This window comes from Natronorubrum tibetense GA33, from assembly GCF_000383975.1.
In the GTDB taxonomy this organism is placed as follows: Archaea; Halobacteriota; Halobacteria; order Halobacteriales; family Natrialbaceae; genus Natronorubrum; species Natronorubrum tibetense.
Genome location: NZ_KB913018.1, coordinates 127410 through 143480 on the forward strand (window position 1 = coordinate 127410; position 16071 = coordinate 143480).

Annotated in this window: 17 protein-coding genes and 1 pseudogene; 8 read left to right on the forward strand and 10 right to left on the reverse strand. The window is 56.7% G+C overall.

The window, feature by feature from the left end; translation table 11 throughout:
* Window positions 1-75 precede the first annotated feature (75 nt).
* On the reverse strand, window positions 76-444 hold the full coding sequence (locus NATTI_RS0121385) for a PIN domain-containing protein (RefSeq protein ID WP_006091965.1): 369 nt from the start codon (window positions 442-444) through the stop codon (window positions 76-78).
* A gap of 127 nt (window positions 445-571) precedes the next feature.
* Between NATTI_RS0121385 and NATTI_RS0121390 the strand changes: the two genes are divergently transcribed.
* A complete protein-coding gene (locus NATTI_RS0121390) occupies window positions 572-1828 on the forward strand; it encodes an RNA-guided endonuclease InsQ/TnpB family protein (RefSeq protein WP_006091966.1) in 1257 nt (418 codons plus the stop codon).
* Between the two features lie 51 nt (window positions 1829-1879).
* Here NATTI_RS0121390 and NATTI_RS0121395 read toward each other — a convergent pair whose 3' ends face one another.
* From NATTI_RS0121395 to NATTI_RS0121420, 6 genes are all read right to left on the reverse strand, one after another.
* A complete protein-coding gene (locus NATTI_RS0121395) occupies window positions 1880-2251 on the reverse strand; it encodes a hypothetical protein (RefSeq protein WP_006091967.1) in 372 nt (123 codons plus the stop codon).
* Between the two features lie 361 nt (window positions 2252-2612).
* Window positions 2613-3491 (reverse strand): hypothetical protein, encoded by an 879-nt coding sequence (locus NATTI_RS0121400; protein WP_006091968.1) that lies wholly within the window; start codon window positions 3489-3491, stop codon window positions 2613-2615.
* A 197-nt stretch (window positions 3492-3688) separates the two neighbouring features.
* On the reverse strand, window positions 3689-4300 hold the full coding sequence (locus NATTI_RS0121405) for a hypothetical protein (protein WP_006091969.1): 612 nt from the start codon (window positions 4298-4300) through the stop codon (window positions 3689-3691).
* Complete coding sequence (locus tag NATTI_RS0121410) at window positions 4293-4838, reverse strand: hypothetical protein (protein ID WP_006091970.1); 546 nt, start codon at window positions 4836-4838, stop codon at window positions 4293-4295. The genes NATTI_RS0121405 and NATTI_RS0121410 overlap by 8 nt, the downstream gene beginning before the upstream one ends.
* Window positions 4835-5824, reverse strand: coding sequence for a hypothetical protein (locus tag NATTI_RS0121415; RefSeq protein WP_006091971.1), 990 nt, complete (start codon window positions 5822-5824; stop codon window positions 4835-4837). Before NATTI_RS0121415 ends, NATTI_RS0121410 begins: the two co-directional genes overlap by 4 nt.
* On the reverse strand, window positions 5817-6272 hold the full coding sequence (locus NATTI_RS0121420) for a hypothetical protein (protein WP_006091972.1): 456 nt from the start codon (window positions 6270-6272) through the stop codon (window positions 5817-5819). The genes NATTI_RS0121415 and NATTI_RS0121420 overlap by 8 nt, the downstream gene beginning before the upstream one ends.
* A 622-nt stretch (window positions 6273-6894) precedes the next feature.
* On the opposite strand from NATTI_RS0121420, the gene NATTI_RS0121430 reads away from it, so the two are divergent.
* The gene (locus NATTI_RS0121430; RefSeq protein ID WP_019992124.1) at window positions 6895-7113 is read left to right on the forward strand and encodes a hypothetical protein; all 219 of its coding nucleotides are present in this window, start codon (window positions 6895-6897) and stop codon (window positions 7111-7113) included.
* A 367-nt stretch (window positions 7114-7480) separates the two neighbouring features.
* Here the strand turns inward: NATTI_RS0121430 and NATTI_RS0121435 are convergent.
* A pseudogene (locus NATTI_RS0121435) lies at window positions 7481-8658 on the reverse strand (MFS transporter).
* Window positions 8659-8956: 298 nt separating this feature from the next.
* Between NATTI_RS0121435 and NATTI_RS0121440 the strand changes: the two are divergent.
* The 3 genes from NATTI_RS0121440 (at window position 8957) to NATTI_RS0121450 (ending at window position 10674) form a co-directional block, all read left to right on the forward strand.
* Window positions 8957-9175 (forward strand): hypothetical protein, encoded by a 219-nt coding sequence (locus NATTI_RS0121440; protein ID WP_006091975.1) that lies wholly within the window; start codon window positions 8957-8959, stop codon window positions 9173-9175.
* 337 nt (window positions 9176-9512) lie between these two features.
* Window positions 9513-10118 carry a metal-dependent hydrolase gene (locus NATTI_RS0121445; RefSeq protein ID WP_006091976.1) on the forward strand — a complete coding sequence of 202 codons (606 nt, stop codon included), beginning with the start codon at window positions 9513-9515 and terminating at the stop codon, window positions 10116-10118.
* 37 nt (window positions 10119-10155) lie between these two features.
* Window positions 10156-10674 (forward strand): DUF7342 family protein, encoded by a 519-nt coding sequence (locus tag NATTI_RS0121450; protein ID WP_244879987.1) that lies wholly within the window; start codon window positions 10156-10158, stop codon window positions 10672-10674.
* Between the two features lie 112 nt (window positions 10675-10786).
* Here the strand turns inward: NATTI_RS0121450 and NATTI_RS0121455 are convergent, their stop codons facing one another.
* Together NATTI_RS0121455 and NATTI_RS0121460 are read right to left on the reverse strand one after the other, a co-directional pair.
* Window positions 10787-10948, reverse strand: coding sequence for a hypothetical protein (locus NATTI_RS0121455; protein ID WP_006091978.1), 162 nt, complete (start codon window positions 10946-10948; stop codon window positions 10787-10789).
* A 316-nt stretch (window positions 10949-11264) separates the two neighbouring features.
* Window positions 11265-12269, reverse strand: coding sequence for a sugar phosphate nucleotidyltransferase (locus NATTI_RS0121460; protein WP_006091979.1), 1005 nt, complete (start codon window positions 12267-12269; stop codon window positions 11265-11267).
* Between the two features lie 176 nt (window positions 12270-12445).
* On the opposite strand from NATTI_RS0121460, the gene NATTI_RS0121465 reads away from it, so the two are divergent.
* The 3 genes from NATTI_RS0121465 (at window position 12446) to NATTI_RS25715 (ending at window position 15998) form a co-directional block, all read left to right on the forward strand.
* Window positions 12446-12853 carry a Rossmann-fold NAD(P)-binding domain-containing protein gene (locus NATTI_RS0121465; RefSeq protein WP_006091980.1) on the forward strand — a complete coding sequence of 136 codons (408 nt, stop codon included), beginning with the start codon at window positions 12446-12448 and terminating at the stop codon, window positions 12851-12853.
* A gap of 162 nt (window positions 12854-13015) precedes the next feature.
* Window positions 13016-14815, forward strand: a complete 1800-nt coding sequence (locus tag NATTI_RS0121470) for an ABC transporter ATP-binding protein (RefSeq protein WP_006091982.1) — start codon at window positions 13016-13018, stop codon at window positions 14813-14815.
* A 142-nt stretch (window positions 14816-14957) separates the two neighbouring features.
* A complete protein-coding gene (locus tag NATTI_RS25715) occupies window positions 14958-15998 on the forward strand; it encodes a polysaccharide pyruvyl transferase family protein (RefSeq protein ID WP_081603676.1) in 1041 nt (346 codons plus the stop codon).
* The last annotated feature ends 73 nt before the right edge of the window (window positions 15999-16071 follow it).

Consider the following 16071-nt stretch of genomic DNA (forward strand, 5'->3'; position numbering starts at 1 on the left):
GCATCTCGGAATCGCCCGTAGTGCTGGACGGTCGCGGATCGTTCGGGTCGACGCCGTTGTTTTCGTCAGTCGTCGTCAATACGTTTCTACGTCGATTGCGTCGACGCGTTCGAACTCGTCGACGTTTCGGGTGAGGACAGTCGCGTCCGAACGGGTTGCAGCGGTCCCCGCAATCAGAACGTCGATTGCACCGATCGGTTCGCCACGGTCGAGAAGGTCGTGTTGGATGTCGAGCGCACGCTGTGCGGCTCGAGAATCAAACGGAACTTCATCAATCTGGTCGGTCACACGGTCAAACGTCGGCTTGTGCCGTTGGCTGTCGCCTCGGAGTCCGACGCCGACCTCGAAGACCGTGAGTGACGAAATTGCGACTGGATCTTCCCCGTCGACTAGTGCCTCAAGCTTGTCGACGGCGTCGGAGTCGCTACGAACGAGGTCATTCAACTGATACGGTAGCGCGGAGTCCCCTTCCTTAAGGAACGAGCAAAGCGAGTGAGTAGGGAGGGGAGGAGTGCGTTCGTATAAATCACAAACACTAATCTTTAACTAGCCACACGATCACATTGAAACTGTGGCAGACGGCTATGTGCGTCGGACGGCAATCACTCGTCTCGAAGTCACTGACGAGCAACGCGACCTTCTCGAAGATACCATCTCCGAGTGGAAGCGTGGTTGCCAAATCGCCACTGACATGGCGTGGAAAAAATGCAACGCTAAAAGCGACGTGCAACCCCTCGCCTACGCTGACGTACGCGAACAAACCGACCTCGGTAGTCAGCACGCGATTCTCGCCACCCACCAAGCGGCCCAAGCTATCACCGGCTGTATCGAACGCCGGTCCAAAGGCAAGAAGGTAAGCAAGCCAACTTTCACTGCACCCACAGTGAAGTACGATACCCGGACCATGACGTTGTTCGAGGACGATACCGTGTCGCTCTCCACAACGGAGAGCAGAGTCCGATGTCAGCTTGCTCTCCCCGACGCCGACGATGGCTACCAACGGCAGTATCTCAATTCAGACACATGGAGCATCACGGAAAGTACGCTCACCGCCCGTGCCGGCGACTACTTCTTGCATATCGGCTTCCGCCGACACAAGAACGATGCTGAGAGGAACACCGCCGAGGACGGAACGGTCCTCGGGGTTGACCTTGGTATCGAAAACCTCGCTGTCACCAGCACCGCCTACTTCTTCAGCGGACGGGAGCTAACCCATAACCTCCGTGAGTTTGAGAAAGTGCGTGGTGGACTCCAACAGACCGGAACGCGAAGCGCCCACCGGACGCTCGAACAATCGAGTGGCCGGGAACTCCGGTACGTCCGGGACGTGCTACACCGGGCGTCGAATGCAATTGTGGACGAAGCACTTCGGTATGAGTGCGACGTGATCGCATTCGAGGACCTGACAGACATCCGTGATCGCATAGGCGCATCGTGGGGACACAAATGGGCGTTCAGAACGCTGTACGAACAGGTGGAGTACAAGGCCAAAGCGATGGGCGTTTTGGTGAAGCAAGTTGGTTCAGCCTACACATCGAAACGGTGCGCCGAGTGTGGGTTCACGGCAGACGAGAATCGTCCGGCACGCAATGACTTCCACTGTGTGAAGTGCGAGTCGGGGGCGAACGCAGATTACAACGCAGCGAAGAACATCGGAATGCGGTATGTCCGTCGAGGCCAACAGTCGTCTCGGCGGACGGGCAACAGTCAGCTTGCCCTGAAGTCTGGAACGGTGACGCCAAGTGGCGGATTCACCGCCCACCCGGAAGGGTCTGAGGCCGAGTTCATGGACAAACCCCACCCTCCACGAGCGAACCCGTCAGGGTGAGCGAAGTAGGGTGGAGTAGTTGACAAATGTCGAATCGAGAAGCATCCGTCGTTACGCCCCGCTCGTGTTCGATGCGTCCATTTCCTGATTGAACGACTCACGCCACTCCTGCGAGCGCTCACGGGCGGCTGCCGCCTCGTCCTCGTCGAGCATCCCGACGAGGTCACGCAACGGCTCGGCGGGCGCAGAACTCTCGTCGCCCTGATCAGTAGCTGCCCACCACACTTTCGCCTTCGCACCGACATCCATGCTCTCGAGGCGGCCCTCTTCGCGAAGGGCTTTCAGGCGGGTGAGGGCGGTTCGACGGCTGATCGGTAGCTGTTCTGCGACGCCACTGGTCGTAAGAACGGGCGTCTCTGCAGTATCGAACACTGCCACGATCTCGTCATCGTCGACGCGTGGCTTCCTACCAAATTGTGACATAGATAGGAGTTCGGGCCGTAGGATGTTGAATATTCCCGCTAAAGGAAGTAATAGTCAGATACGGGCGTTTCATACGCTGAAGATAGTAGATATATATTTCGTATCGTGAGAACCCTGCCTTCACGATTCTATCCACACAACAGTAGGGAGTCCCAGCCCTATAGGGCGGGCGTGAATCTGTGGACACCCGTCGTCGTCGGACACAGCTGCAACTCCGTCCTCTGACTACACTGTCGAGAGACTGTTCGAGAGGTGTACCAAAAGCTATCCACTCCACCAACCAACCGCTTCGCGTCCATTCTCAGGTATTGCTGTGAGAGCTATGGCCTCTCTCGAGGGATCTGTTAGGGGCTGTCCATGGTTAGCCGAGGACGCCAGCTGTCTCCGGAGTGTCCGCTGCAGTCGATGTTTCACCCGGAATCTCAGCATCCACAGGGAGGATCAACCGGCGCTCTGTATACTCAAGGCCATTCTTGCGCTCGTTTTGTTTCCGGATCGCAACTCGGTGTTTGGAGAGATCGAGCATGGCATCGATCGTCCGCGAGACGAGTTTCTTTGCGTAGGTCTCACTCGTCCCGGGCTCTTGGCGACGGATCCAGTGTTTCAGATCGCTCGCTTTGATGTAGTCCTTGATCCCCTTGCCGCCCGTCTCCCACGGATTATCTCCGATGCTCGAGTCAGTTCGTGCTTTCCAGAGCGTTGCAGCCAACCGAGTTGGCAGTGCGTTGGTCGTCGACTGCAACATATCGTCATCCATCCGTGCGAGTTGCTGGATCGGCAGGAGATCACCATACGCCAGCGAAACGGTACCGTTATCGAGTGGATCTGCACTCTCGGGAAGTCGGAAGTACGTCTGTCCATCGTCTTTCGTGAATTTCTCGAGGTGATCACCTGAGACCTCGATTTCGTGTTCGTCAACGGTCTCCGTCTGGAGATGGGCGCCCTTCTCGAGTTCGCGTGACTGGAGCTCCTCGATTCGGTCTTTGTTCGTACCGGCTTTGTTCAACGCTGCGTCGACGGCCTTCTCACAGCGCGTGCGTTCGCGTTCACACTCCTCGAGTTTCTCTCTGAGCGTGGTCGTTGTCTCTTCGAGTCGGTCACGGTCGCGCTCGAGATCGTCGATACGGTCATCTTTGGCATCGAGTTCCGTCTCGAGGTGGTCGATACGGTCGCGAAGGCAGGCGAGTTCGTCAGCGAACTGTTCGTGTGTCGGTGTGGTGTCTGTGTTCTCAGTGGTCATCGGATTGGAATGGGAGTGCTGGTGCTCAGTGAATCGATCAACGGGCGTACAACGGCGGTTATAGACGGGGTCGTGGCCTCGAAAGCGGGCCCTTCAGCGATTACAGGACAACACGTCTGTCTGAACCCCTAGCTCTCGCTGGAAGCGGGGCGGACCAGCTACGGCCGTGTTGTGGTTACCGTCTCAGAACAGCCGACTTATTCATCCCCTCCATCGACAGGCCCGTCTTCAGCCTCGTCCTCGATTGGCTGATACCGATGCATTCGATCCTTAGGCTCGAAGCCCGGAACATAGCTGAAAGGGTTCTCGGTGTTGAAGTGGAACATCAATGGAAGTGTGCCACGACCTTCCCGCGCGGTGTGTTGTGCTGGGTAGTCGAAGAGATCGTGTGTTGGCGCGCTAACGCTTGGTGCTGGAAGCGCACCACGGTGAAGATCCGAGAGGGTGAGAACCCTGACTTCCCAGTTCCGAGCGATACGGCGAGCCTCTTCAGTCAGGGTTGTCGTATGACACAGAACGGGCATCGCACGACAGGTGAACGCGAGCATACACAGTCTGTAGACGACATCTGCCGTGACGGGACGACTCTCCCAGTCTTTGCATTCGGCAAGCAGCCAATCAGACGGCTTTCGGGGCTTCTTGTTTCGTCTGGCGACGACGTCAACCTCGAGATTGTAGACCGTCTCGCGCATTTCTGCACGGTAGCCCCACCGCTGGAAGGCACGCTGGAGTTGATACTCGAGCCAGCGTCCATCACCATTCCCGCGGCCTTCGATCTCCTCGCGGGGGAACTTCTCTTTGTTAGTCATCGGACTCACCATCCTCGGGGTCGGTAGCCATCGCGTGCAGTTGGATGGTAGCGTCTGCGAGGGCGATCCGTTCGGTTCCGTCCGTCGTTGGCGTCTCTTTCTCGAGCGTCTTCGAGTCGGGACCCACTGTTAGTTCGAGACGGTGGGTCTCGTTGGCCGTCGTTTCGTACTCGAGACAGCAGTTGTATGTGGCTCCATTGGGGTCGTTTACCGCGGACAGATCCGGGATTCGTGTCTTGAGTTGGCCTGTCTCTGGTGCCGTCGTTGTTGTGTTGTACGGTTCGGAGATGTCGTACAGTGCCGTGAGATCGTTGAGCCGTCTGTTGAGCTGGTGCAGTTGGTGGCGCGCCTCCCGAATGTCGCTTTCGTCCGGGCGGTGGTCATCTATCAGCGCGGCTCTGATCGATGTTGCAGTCCTGATAAAGCGGGCAAGCTCACTGTGCTCGGTTGTGGTGTGATGCGTCTCGAACGCTTTACTCAGGTGGCTTCGAGCGATCGAGTCGGCGACGTCGGGATCAGTGGTGGTGTCTTCAGTCATTGGTTTTCAACGGTTTTAGCAGTCGATAGGCTACACTCGGCTGGCGGCTGGTCGGGGTATTCGTCAAGGGTTTGCTGGATCTCTTCGAGAGATATGAACACAGTGGGGCCAAGGGGAGTGGATCTGAGTCGCTCTCTCGCAAACGTGTTGTCGGCCTCGATGCGGTTGCGAACTTCCTCGAGTTGCGTCTCAAGCCACTCGATAGCATCCGTATAGCTTGTCCACGAGTACGTGTCCGCGTCGTCGGCTTCAAGCGGATGCTCCGATGGAGCAGGCTCGAACAGTGCTTGGTGGATATCCAGAAGCTGTGATTGGAGTGCGAACAGTTTTCGCTCGATTCGCGTGGACGTGCGAGTGTCGAGGCGAGTATCAGCGTAGACCGCCTCTGAGAGTTCTCGGACGGTGACGATGACCGTCTCGAGGATAGTGTATTGTTGTTGTTCGGGGGTGTACTCGTCGACCCGTCGGTCGTCAATGAGTTCGTATTTGCGTCTTGGACCGCCCAACGGCCGTATTACGAGCGTTGTTTCGTGCCAGTTAGACGGCAAGACCGCGTCGAGTTCTGCAAAGAGTCTAGCATCGTACCGCTCGAGTGGTGGCTCTGCGATGTGACACAGTTCCTGCCTCTTGCCGCTGCTGACCAGTAGTTGGCCCGTATAGCCGACGAGATACGAGGGGACGTCGATACCGGCATTGGTGACTCGCAGTGGTTCGGTCGGTCGGTTGTTGTATGTGATCGAGTTCAGCGCCCCGAGACGGGTTGGTCCGGTCGCTGTGATCTCCGAGACGGTGGTCTCGTCAGCTGTCGGGCTAAGCAGGAGGGTCCGATCGTCCGTTTCGATATGCCGAAACATGGTCGTTGGATCATAGTTGCAGATCGTCCCCTGCTCATAGACGGTCTCGTCTGCATTTTTCCAGCTCACATAGACCTCCGTATCTGGAACCAGTGCTCGGAGTTGCGTTCTGAGTGTGTGTTGGTCACTCATCGAGGCCACCCTGCTCGAGTTGGTTGCGGCTGTATGGGGTGTCGGCGAGTGATGTGACCGCTGGAACTCCGTGTTTGCGGATGAGTCGTTGGAGTGTGGCGTCGTCGATCGACTTCCAGTGGGTGGATCGTTGGCTATAGTATCGGAGTGTCGTGTTTTTAGCTGCGATGACGATCGGCTGTTCAGTGTTGAACTGGAGTACTTCTGGGTTCTCGGTTTGCCACGTGTGGTGGATTCTGGAACAGAGGGTTTCTATTGTCGGCGGGGTTGGATTCGTGTTTGGGAGGTTGGTGTGGACGGTCGGGTCCTCGATCTGTTCGTATCCCGTTTCGCGCCACTGCTGGCCGTCCCAGACGGTTTCGATGCGGACCCAGCTGTCGTCGGTTTGTTTGATCGTGAGTTTTCGGCGCGGGCCGTTTGTCGGTGACCACTGGAGGGTAACGGTCATTCGAGGGTTTCCTCCAGTTTGCAGTAGGCGTGCTCGAGGTCGCCTGGGGTGATTGGGCGCTCGAGGGTGATGGTAACTGTGAGGTGGTCACTATCGGACATCAGCAGTCACCTCGTCTGAGTACTTCTCCAGAGGGAGTGGGCGCTTCGTTCTGTTTTTGGCCGAATATGCGGGCCACTGATTGACGTTGCGGTTGTCGGTTTCCTCGAGTGCTTCGGTGTGGACGATCTTAGCCGGCCGTGAGACTAGTCCTGAATTCTCGGGGAGTAATTGCTCGACACAGCTCTGTGTTACGTGATTAATGACCTCGGGGGCATGATGGTGGAAGCCTTCTTGTCCACAGTAGCTGTGGGACCTTCCCAAACGCTCGAGTATGATGTTAGCTTGCTGTACATCCGAAATCGTTTCGTGTGTGGTAGTCGTAGATGACATCGCCTTCTCATCAAGGCATGGTCGGCGGCGGTGGTGCGCCGCCGGCTCAGAGGTTTCGTCTGGCCGTGTCCCGTGCCTTAGTATATTTTAGTATCTTGTCCCACATAGTTCTTACGGAGTAAGTTTACAGGAAGTCCGGTGTAGCCGTTAAACGATTACGCTGATAGTCATGGCAACATCAGTATTGAATATGGTTGAGCTGGACGACCGTGATCAAGCCGTACTCAAAGTGATGGCTGACGGTCGAGCGAATCCATATCTGATCCGAGAGGAAACAGAATTGGAGAAGGGAGACGTGAATACAGTACTTGTTAGACTGGCCCGATTGGGGTACGTCGAGCAAGTAACCCGTGGTCTATATGAAATTACTGACAAAGGTAGTAACGCTATGGGTGAAATTGATGAGTGAATAGAATCACACCTATCACTACTAGTGGAGATGCAAACAACATTAGTGAAAATCTCACAAGGAGTCTGCTTGACACTACAATGCTCCTTGAATCCTCAAGTTATGGGCTATTCTGTCTCTAAATATTCGTCTGCATGGTGACCCCGCGTTCTTGGGAAGTTCAATTACGGGGACCACTCGTAAGTTCATGATATCGTCTGTCTATGGCTTGAACGACAGTCAATTTGCACACCCTCGAGGCCGGTGTGTTCTTCGAGCAGGCTATCTCGAGTGTTTTTGCTCTGTGTGACGGGCAAGGGGTTTTGTCACCCCACACTCTTTCAGTCAGTAACGGTGGTCCAGAGCCGTGTCGAGAACACGTGAATGATCAATACCCAAGTCCGAAAATGCGATTAACCATGACGAGGGCAAACGAGGCGGCGAACAACACGGCGAGGATCCACAGCGTCTGGGACCAGCCAAGAGCGTCCGCGAACGCACCGACACCGATGGAGCCGGTCGACCCGACGACAATATATACCGTGCGAAAGACGCCAAAGCCAGCGTTGCGTTCAGCTTCGGACAGTCCGTCGAGGACTTTGGGCTCGAGGGCGGCGAAGAAGCTTGTCGCGGTCCCGAACAGGATGGTCGCTAGGATGATCATCGGCAGACCGGGATCGACGAGGAACACGAGCATCGACGCGATCCCAAGCAGCAGACAACCGGCAACGACGGTATCCCGATTGAATCGGTCCGAGAGCTCTCCGACACCGATCTGGGCGCCGCCGCGAACGACGAAGTACGCCGAGAAGACGACGCCGGCCAGGGTGGGCGTATAGTCGTGGAACTCGACTAGAAACGTCGGGAGGAACGAGATCAGGCCGTTGATCCCGAACATCGCGAGGATCGCGACGATGGTCGCGTACGCGATCGGTGGGCGGGCAAGCAAGGACAGGAATGCTTCGTCAGTTCCACGGTCGTCCGCTTGCTCTTCAGACTCGTCTTGTTGGGGCTCGGTCGGCTCGACGCGCCACAGGAACAGGATGAAGACCGGGACCGCACAGAGGACGACCAGTGCGATGGCGGGCCGCCAGCCGTACCGCGCGCCGATCCAAGCGGCGGCGATCGGCGCGAGCAAGCCAGCGGCCGGCGACCCGAGCGAATGGATGCCGATCGCTCGGCCGATGTCGTCGTACGTCTTTGAGAGCAACGTCGACGCGACGGTGTAGTGGAGGCCGGCGGCCGCGCCCATACCGACGACGCCCAGGAAAAAAGAGCGAAGACGGGGGCGATGGCGGCGAGGGCACTCAGGACGCCGGTCCCGCCGACGGAGAGCAAAATAACGCGTTTCTCGCCGAACTTATCGGCGAGGACGCCACTGGGATACTGCGAGAGCCCGTAGGCGATCCACATCCCCGACAGGGCGAATCCGATCTGGGTGTTCGAGACGGCGAAGTCGTCCGTGATAAACGGGACGACCGGGCTGATCGCGACCCGCGCGAAGTACGTGACGAAGAACGCCAGCGTACAGAGGAGGAGGACGGTGTCGCGATACTGCCAGTTCATTGTGGGCTCGACTGGTCGGTGGGTTTCCCGCCGGGGTATTTGGATATAGTGGAACTCTCGCGAGAAGACCACGCATCGCGGCCCAATCACGGTCGTACCCCGGACCGGAACGGTGCCGTCCTCGACTCGAGTCTGTCCCGTCGGATCACCCAGTCGGCAGAGCAGCAGCGAGCGTTCATCGGGACCCAGTCATTGATGGCGATCCGGGCCACCAATCTGTATTATGAGTCGCTACGATGCGCTGGCCGCAGGCCTATTCGTAAGTGTCGGGGTGTTCGCATGGCTTGCTGGCCCCATAGTGGAAGCCCAGTTCGGGACCGAGGCGCTCATCGCCACCTACGCGGGGGTCGCGTGTGCGGCCGGCGCCATGACGTACGCCGTCTGGCGCCGGGTCGACGCGTATCTGGCCGCGGCCTCAGATTCGAGCGACGGAGACGGCGATGCTGACTCGGAACCGGCAGAACGAATCGAGGTGGTCGACGTCGATCAGGAGTTAGACCAGCTCCGCGAGGAGTGAGTCCGGCGCTGTCTTCGGTCGGGTACGCGGAGTCGAACCGGCGGAACCGGCCACCCGTCGGCGAGACTCGCCGCTGGGGCAATGCCGGGTGCTGTCTCCAACCCATTGGCTACGCGAGTCGGGACCCGCAGTGACGGTCTCTCCAGACCGGTGGTGGGTGTCGGCAGGCGTGCCATCTGGGACAACTCTGGGGGTTGTTTTGAGTGTGATGAGTGAGCGTTCCAGTGGGTGGCTCGCTATCGGGCCACACAGCTCCCCGTGGGCAGCCACCTCGAGACGGTAACATGGGCAGATCCGTTGCAAAGCCTCCATATACAACTGCCGTGAACGCCTGCGTATGTTGCCGTGGGAACACGCGGCGGTCGCGTATCTCTGTTACACGGGGTATGCCCGTCGGGCTGAGGGTGGACCGGCGGCGGGGTGGGCCGTCCTCGTCGTCCTCTTGGCCTCCCAGCTACCGGATCTGATCGACAAGCCGCTGGCGTGGCAGGTCGGCCTCGTCCCGAGCGGCCGGTCGGTCGCCCACTCGGTGTTCGTCGGCGGACCGCTCGCGATCGGTGCGGTCGTGGTCGCCCGGCGGTACGGACGGCCCGCGCTGGGGGCAGCGTTCGCGATCGGCTATCTCTCGCATCTGCTCACCGACGTTATTCCGACGTATCCGGCCGCCGGGTGGAGCCTCGAGAGTGTGCTATGGCCAGTAGCGACAAACGAATCGGCACCCGAAGTAATGGGGACGGACACCGGCGCGATCGAACACACCGGACAGATCCTGTTCGGTGCCTATCCATCGCTGCTCGCACCCGAGGCGCTAATCGGGCTCGGCCTTGTCGGGCTGGCGGGGCTCGTCTGGTTCGCCGATGGCCGGCCGGGCGTCCGCGAGTGCTGGGCAGTGGTTCGATGGCCGATCGACACGCTCCAACCCGTCGTCCGGCGAGAACAGTGAAGGAAATTTATGCGACGGCTGTGACGTGGTGGACATGATGGACTCCGGACCGGACGAGTTGCAGTCGGCGATCGAAAACCCGTTCGACGAGGGCTCCATCGAGGCACGGTTGTACAACGAGATCCTCCGTAGGCAGTCACCGTTCACGATCGCTGACCTCGCTGCTCGTACCGAGTGTGATCCGGCCGGCGCTCGCGAGTACATCCAGTCCTTCGTCAGCCTCGGCGTTGTCATCAAACACAGCGGCGACCCACCCACATACGAGCGCAACGACGCATACTTCGAGTGGGACACTGTCAAAGCCCTCGCACAGGACCACTCGCTCGCCGAACTCGAGAGTCGCATCGAAAGCCTACTTGAGCGAATCCAGACGTATCAGGAACGATATGACGCCGATACGCCCGAGACCGTCGATCAGGTGACCGTGGACGCAAAGATGTCCAGGGCGTCTGTCGATGCGGACCTGAACGATTGGACGAACACTCGAGCGAAATTACGGCGCTATAAGCGGGCTCGACAGATTCGGTTGGGCCGGTCCGAATCGACTTGCATCTGACTCTGACGCGCATCTCCATTAGAGACGACAGTTACTAGGTAACTCCATCATAGATGATCCCACTACGGCGCTCGATACACCGTAGGATGTCGATCACGATCGGCGTTGCGATCTAATCAAATTCGTCGTGGAGTTCACTGAACTCGTCCCAATCGGTGACATCGAGGGCCCGTAGCCGATCAGTCGTCCACTTGGAGTTCGTGCCGATAACGAGCTTGTTAGGGTGCAGGAAGTCCGTGACTGCACTCCCTTCGCGGAGGAACTCAGGATTCATCTCGACCTCGATTTATTCGTTTCCGATGGCACCTTTTTTGACTGCTGGCTCAAGTACGTTCTCGATGCTTGTCGGGACGACCGTGCTCTTGATAATAACGAGGTGGCGATCCGTTTTGTCGGAAAGTGTGTTGCCGGTCGCTTCGGCCTGCGGTCCTTACTCTTCGAGACGTGGCGTGTCTTGCTGATCCCTCGCAAACAAAGTGGTTGAGGGCGTTGCCCACCTTTTCCGAACCCACCAACCTGTTTTATTCCATCCGGGGTGGAAAGTGAGGACGCTATCGTCGGTGGATGGTTGATCAGTCCATCGCTCGCAGCTACACGATCTCAAGCGATTGTTCGATTCGCTCCCGTGACCGCTGGTTTCGGAGCTTCGTGTGGGAGCCGATTACGCTACCGTCGAGATCGATCCCCTCGACGACACTTGCCCCGTCAAGGATGCTGTTCTGGACGGACGCGTCCGTGATAGTCGTCTCCGGAAAGACGACGGCCCGCTCAAGCTCCGCATCGACGACTTCCGCGCCACCCATCACGTGGACATTCTCCCCGATCTGACTGTTCTCGATTCGTGCAGTGGAAGCAATCGAAGAGTCACCCTCGAGGTAGTGGCAGACTGCGTCGAGGTACGACCCCGGCGTCCCGATGTCGAACCACGCACCATCGAATGAAAAGGCGTACACCGATTCGCGATCCTGGAGCCACTGGAGGAACCAGCCGGGTTCGTCCGGGTTATTGCCGTTCTCGAGGTACGTCTCGAGGAGCTCGAGTGCCTCGGCGGGGAAGCCGTAGCAGGCAATCGAGATCAGCGAACTCTGCGGGTTGTCGGGTTTCTCCTCGAAGTCGACGACACGGCCGTGTTCAACGTCGACGACTCCGTACTGAGTGGCGTTCTCCGGCGTGCCGACATCGTAGGCGGCGATTGTTGGCGTACCGTGAGACTCGAAGTGGTCGATGAAATCGCCGACGTCGAAACTGATGTAGTTGTCACCCGCAATGACCAGCGTGTCCTCGGAGAGTTCCTCGCGCTCGACCAGTTGTGCGAGCGCACCGACAACGCCGAGTTTCTCGTTTTCGTGAGTTGTCTCTTCGACTGAGAGCGTAGGCTTTTCGTATGGGCAATCGGCCAGGTGGGAGTTGAACTCCTCTGCGAAAGCCGCGTTCGTCGAGACGTAGACGTCCTGTATTCGGACATCTGCCTCGAGTTCCTCGAAGATCCGGTCGATCACCGTGGTGTCGCCGATCGGGAGAAACATCTTCGGCCGGCGTTTCGTGATCGGCCAGAGTCGCGTCGCGTACCCCCCTGCGAGGACGATGGCGTCCATGGTCTGGATATGTTATTACCCTCAAATAAACCTTCTTGAAAGTCGATTGGCCGAGGTCCAAGGAACACTGGAAAAACGGTACTGTCTAATCAGCGCGGGTTAAGAAACGGGCCGGTTGCAGAGACCGTTTGGCTATGCCGCTCACTCAGGTTGTACGGCCACGGATTCGACCCACCATGGTGATCTCGAACTTCGTCTCACAGGATCTGAATGGCAAGCCACCGGAGATCTGCCGCTCGGGCGAGCAGATCCGCGGTTTCACCTACGTCAACGACGCGGTCCCGGTGAACCGGACGCTGATGAGAATGGGGACAGGCGAAGAGGAGGTGATGAACGTCGACTCGACGGGGACCAGTGATATCCGGACTCTCACAGAGGAGATCCGAGAGGCGATCGATCCCGAACTGGAGATCGAGTACACCGAGGCGCGAACCGGCGACGCCAAGGCGGCCCAAGCCGACGCCTCAAGGGCCACCGAGCTGGTCTGCTACGAGCCACGACGATCCAGGAGGGGGATCGAGCGGTTCATCGAATGGTACGAGGCGAACCGAGAGTGGTACGAACCGCTGGTGTTGCGGTCGTGAGTGGGTCGGGGGACGTCGTTCGGTTCTTGTCATCGTGATAGATAACGACCGCGTCTGGTATACGGAAACCGCGGTGAACATTCTGCATAGACCGCGGGACGTGCCTGTATGTCGAAGCAATTATCCCGTTCGGTTGCACACATTAGTTCGATTGCCAACCATATGTCATCGGATGCTACCGAAGAGGTTTCTCGCCGCGAAAAAATCGACGCGCTCCTTGACGTCGCCCGGTTCGATCCCAAGTTCTCGGTCATAATCGTCGCACTCGGACTGCTGGCTGCGGTACTGGAGGGGGTCGGGCTGAGCTTCATTATGCCGATTATCGAGATCGTTCAACTTGACGACCCCGTCGCGGAGGCCGACGGCATGATGGCGTATTTCGTGCTGGCCTATCAGACGCTCGGGATTCCGTTCACGCTCGGGTACGTGGTCGTGGGGGTTGCAACGGTGATGACGGTTCGATACACTACGAGCTTTTTCGTCGCGTGGTTCCGGGCCGCGCTGACAAACTACTACATCCAGAATCTACAGAATCGGGCATACGGGAAGGCACTAGACGCCCGTGTTGGGTATTTCGACGAGGAGGGATCGGACGACATTCTGAACGCGATTATCACGGAAACCAAATACGGAGCGCGGGTGATCAAAAATTCCGTGCGGTTCCTCGAGAAGCTGTTCTTGTCGGCGGTGTACATGTTGATCGCACTTATCATCTCGCCGCTGTTGACCGCGATCGCGATCGGTATTCTGGGATTCTTGACGGTGTTTCTCCGGCGAGTTATTGAACCGGGATACGAACTCGGTGACATCGTCGCGGATGCTAACGAACGGCGACACGGGGCAGCACAGGCAGGGACACAGGGGATCCGTGAAGTCAGGATCTACAACCTCGCTCAGGAAATGTACGCGGACTTCACCAATGCGGTGGGTCGCTACACCACAAACAAAATCAAGCTCAGGCGGAATGAGGCCGCGCTGAAGAACTTCTACAACCTCGGCGTCGCGGTGTCAGTATTCGTGTTGATCTTCTTCGCACTCACGCTGGCGAATCTATCAGTCGGGGCACTGGGTGTGTTCCTGTTCGCGATGTACCAGCTCGGTCCGAAAGTGAGTGCGCTGAACGAGATTTTTTACAAAATCGAAAACGAGCTCGCTCATCTGGTCCGGACCCAAAGATTCATTCAGGAACTGGAGCGGCTGGAAGAGTCGAACGAGGCGACGAGAAAAGTCCCAAGCGAGATCCGTCACGTCGAATTCGACGACGTCCAGTTCTCCTACAACGAGGACGAGCAGGTGTTGAAGGGAGTCGACTTCGAGGTTGAGAAGGGAGAGTTCGTCGCGTTCGTCGGGCAGTCAGGAGCCGGCAAATCGACGATCGTCTCGCTGTTGGCCAGGTTGTATCCGATCGACCGGGGTGAGATTCGAGGGAATCAGATTCCGGTCTCGGAGATGGATATTGAGGAATGGCGCGATCGGATCGCAGTCGTACGGCAGAATCCCTTTATTTTCAACGATACGTTGCGGTACAACCTGACGGTCGGGAACCGGGACGCCACGCGGGCCGAGATCGATCGGGCGTGTCAGATCGCGAAAGTTGACGAATTTATCGACGAGTTGCCAAAGGGCTACGACACGCAACTCGGCGATGAGGGCGTTCGACTGTCCGGCGGGCAGAAACAACGAGTGTCTCTGGCGCGGGCGCTGTTGACGGATGCGGATCTATTGGTGCTGGATGAGGCAACGAGCGACCTGGATTCACATCTGGAACAGGAGGTCCAGCAGGCGATTGAAGCGATGGATCGGGATTACGCGATGATTGCTATTGCGCACCGGTTGTCAACGGTGGAGAACGCCGATCGGATCTATACGATGGACGAGGGTGAGATTACGGAGGTTGGCTCACACGAGGAACTTATTGACAATGGGGAGCAGTATGCGAACCTGTATGCAATTCAATCGTAATGTGTGTGATATTTGGTGTCAACTATGGAATTAACAAAGCGATCTTCAGGGGAGGAGGTAATGGCAAGACAACAAGAGTCTGGGCGAAGGGCACCGAATAAGATTAATTTATGTAGCTCTGCTTCAAAAGTGAATAATAGAGATGAAAGATAATATAATTTCTTATCATGGCTGGGTTGGACATAACAATTTGGGAGATGAAGCAATTTATCGCGCGTGTGAGAAATTATTCCCAAATTACGTTCTCGTCCCAGAGAATCACATTGAAAGAGAAGTCTCATTAGAACTCTTTGGCGGGGGGACAATATGGCCACCGAAGGAACTCGACTTTGCTGAAGTACCCTCCGCTGGTGTGGGTGTGGGTGTGAAACAACCTAGTTTCTACAATCGCAAACGTTCTACTCTTGATTTCGGTTACTACCTTGGGAAATCTGGCCTCGCAAGGGTGACTAAAGATACGATCGGTAAGAGAGGCCGTTATATATTACCCGACGATTTTAAAAAATTAAGGAGTGTGGGCCAAATAGGAGTTAGAGGCCCCTTATCGCACAAGTTACTTCAAGATTATAACATAGAATCACAAATAACAGGCGATACTGCGTTAATACTCGAACCAAGTGAATATGAACTGATGAATAACAAAAAGATTGCGGTGACACTCCGTGACGGTGGAAAAAAATGGGGAGGGTCTAACGAATATATAGACTCGGTCAAAGAAATCTGTAAGTCAAGGTCTGATCAGTACACCTTTGTATTCATTCCACTCAAGCCCGATGATATACCTCTCCATATTGCACTGGCGCGAGACATACCTAACGCAAAGTTCAAAAACTACTGTACGGTTCCAGACGTTAGTGGAGTTATTGATGAATACGCAACCTGTGAACTGGTGATTGCGGAACGACTACACGGTAGTATTCTTGGGGCCTGTTCATACACTCCGTTCATATCAATCGGTTATCGAGGAAAGAACGAAGACTTTGCTCAATCAATTGATATGGGTGAGTTCAATGTTCGAATTGATCGTGTTACCACCAGACAATTACAGGAGCTTTTTGATATGGCCTCTTCGGATGACCTCCAGTCCAAGTTGAAGTCAGAAGTCGACAAAAAAAGAAACACACTTCGTAATTTCACTCGAAAAATAATTAGCCAAATGTCTTGTATGGAATCTCCCCGATGAACCTTGGATTGATGGGATACAGATTTAGCCGAATGAAATAAGTAATTATAGTGGGTTTCTTCCTGAAGTAGAT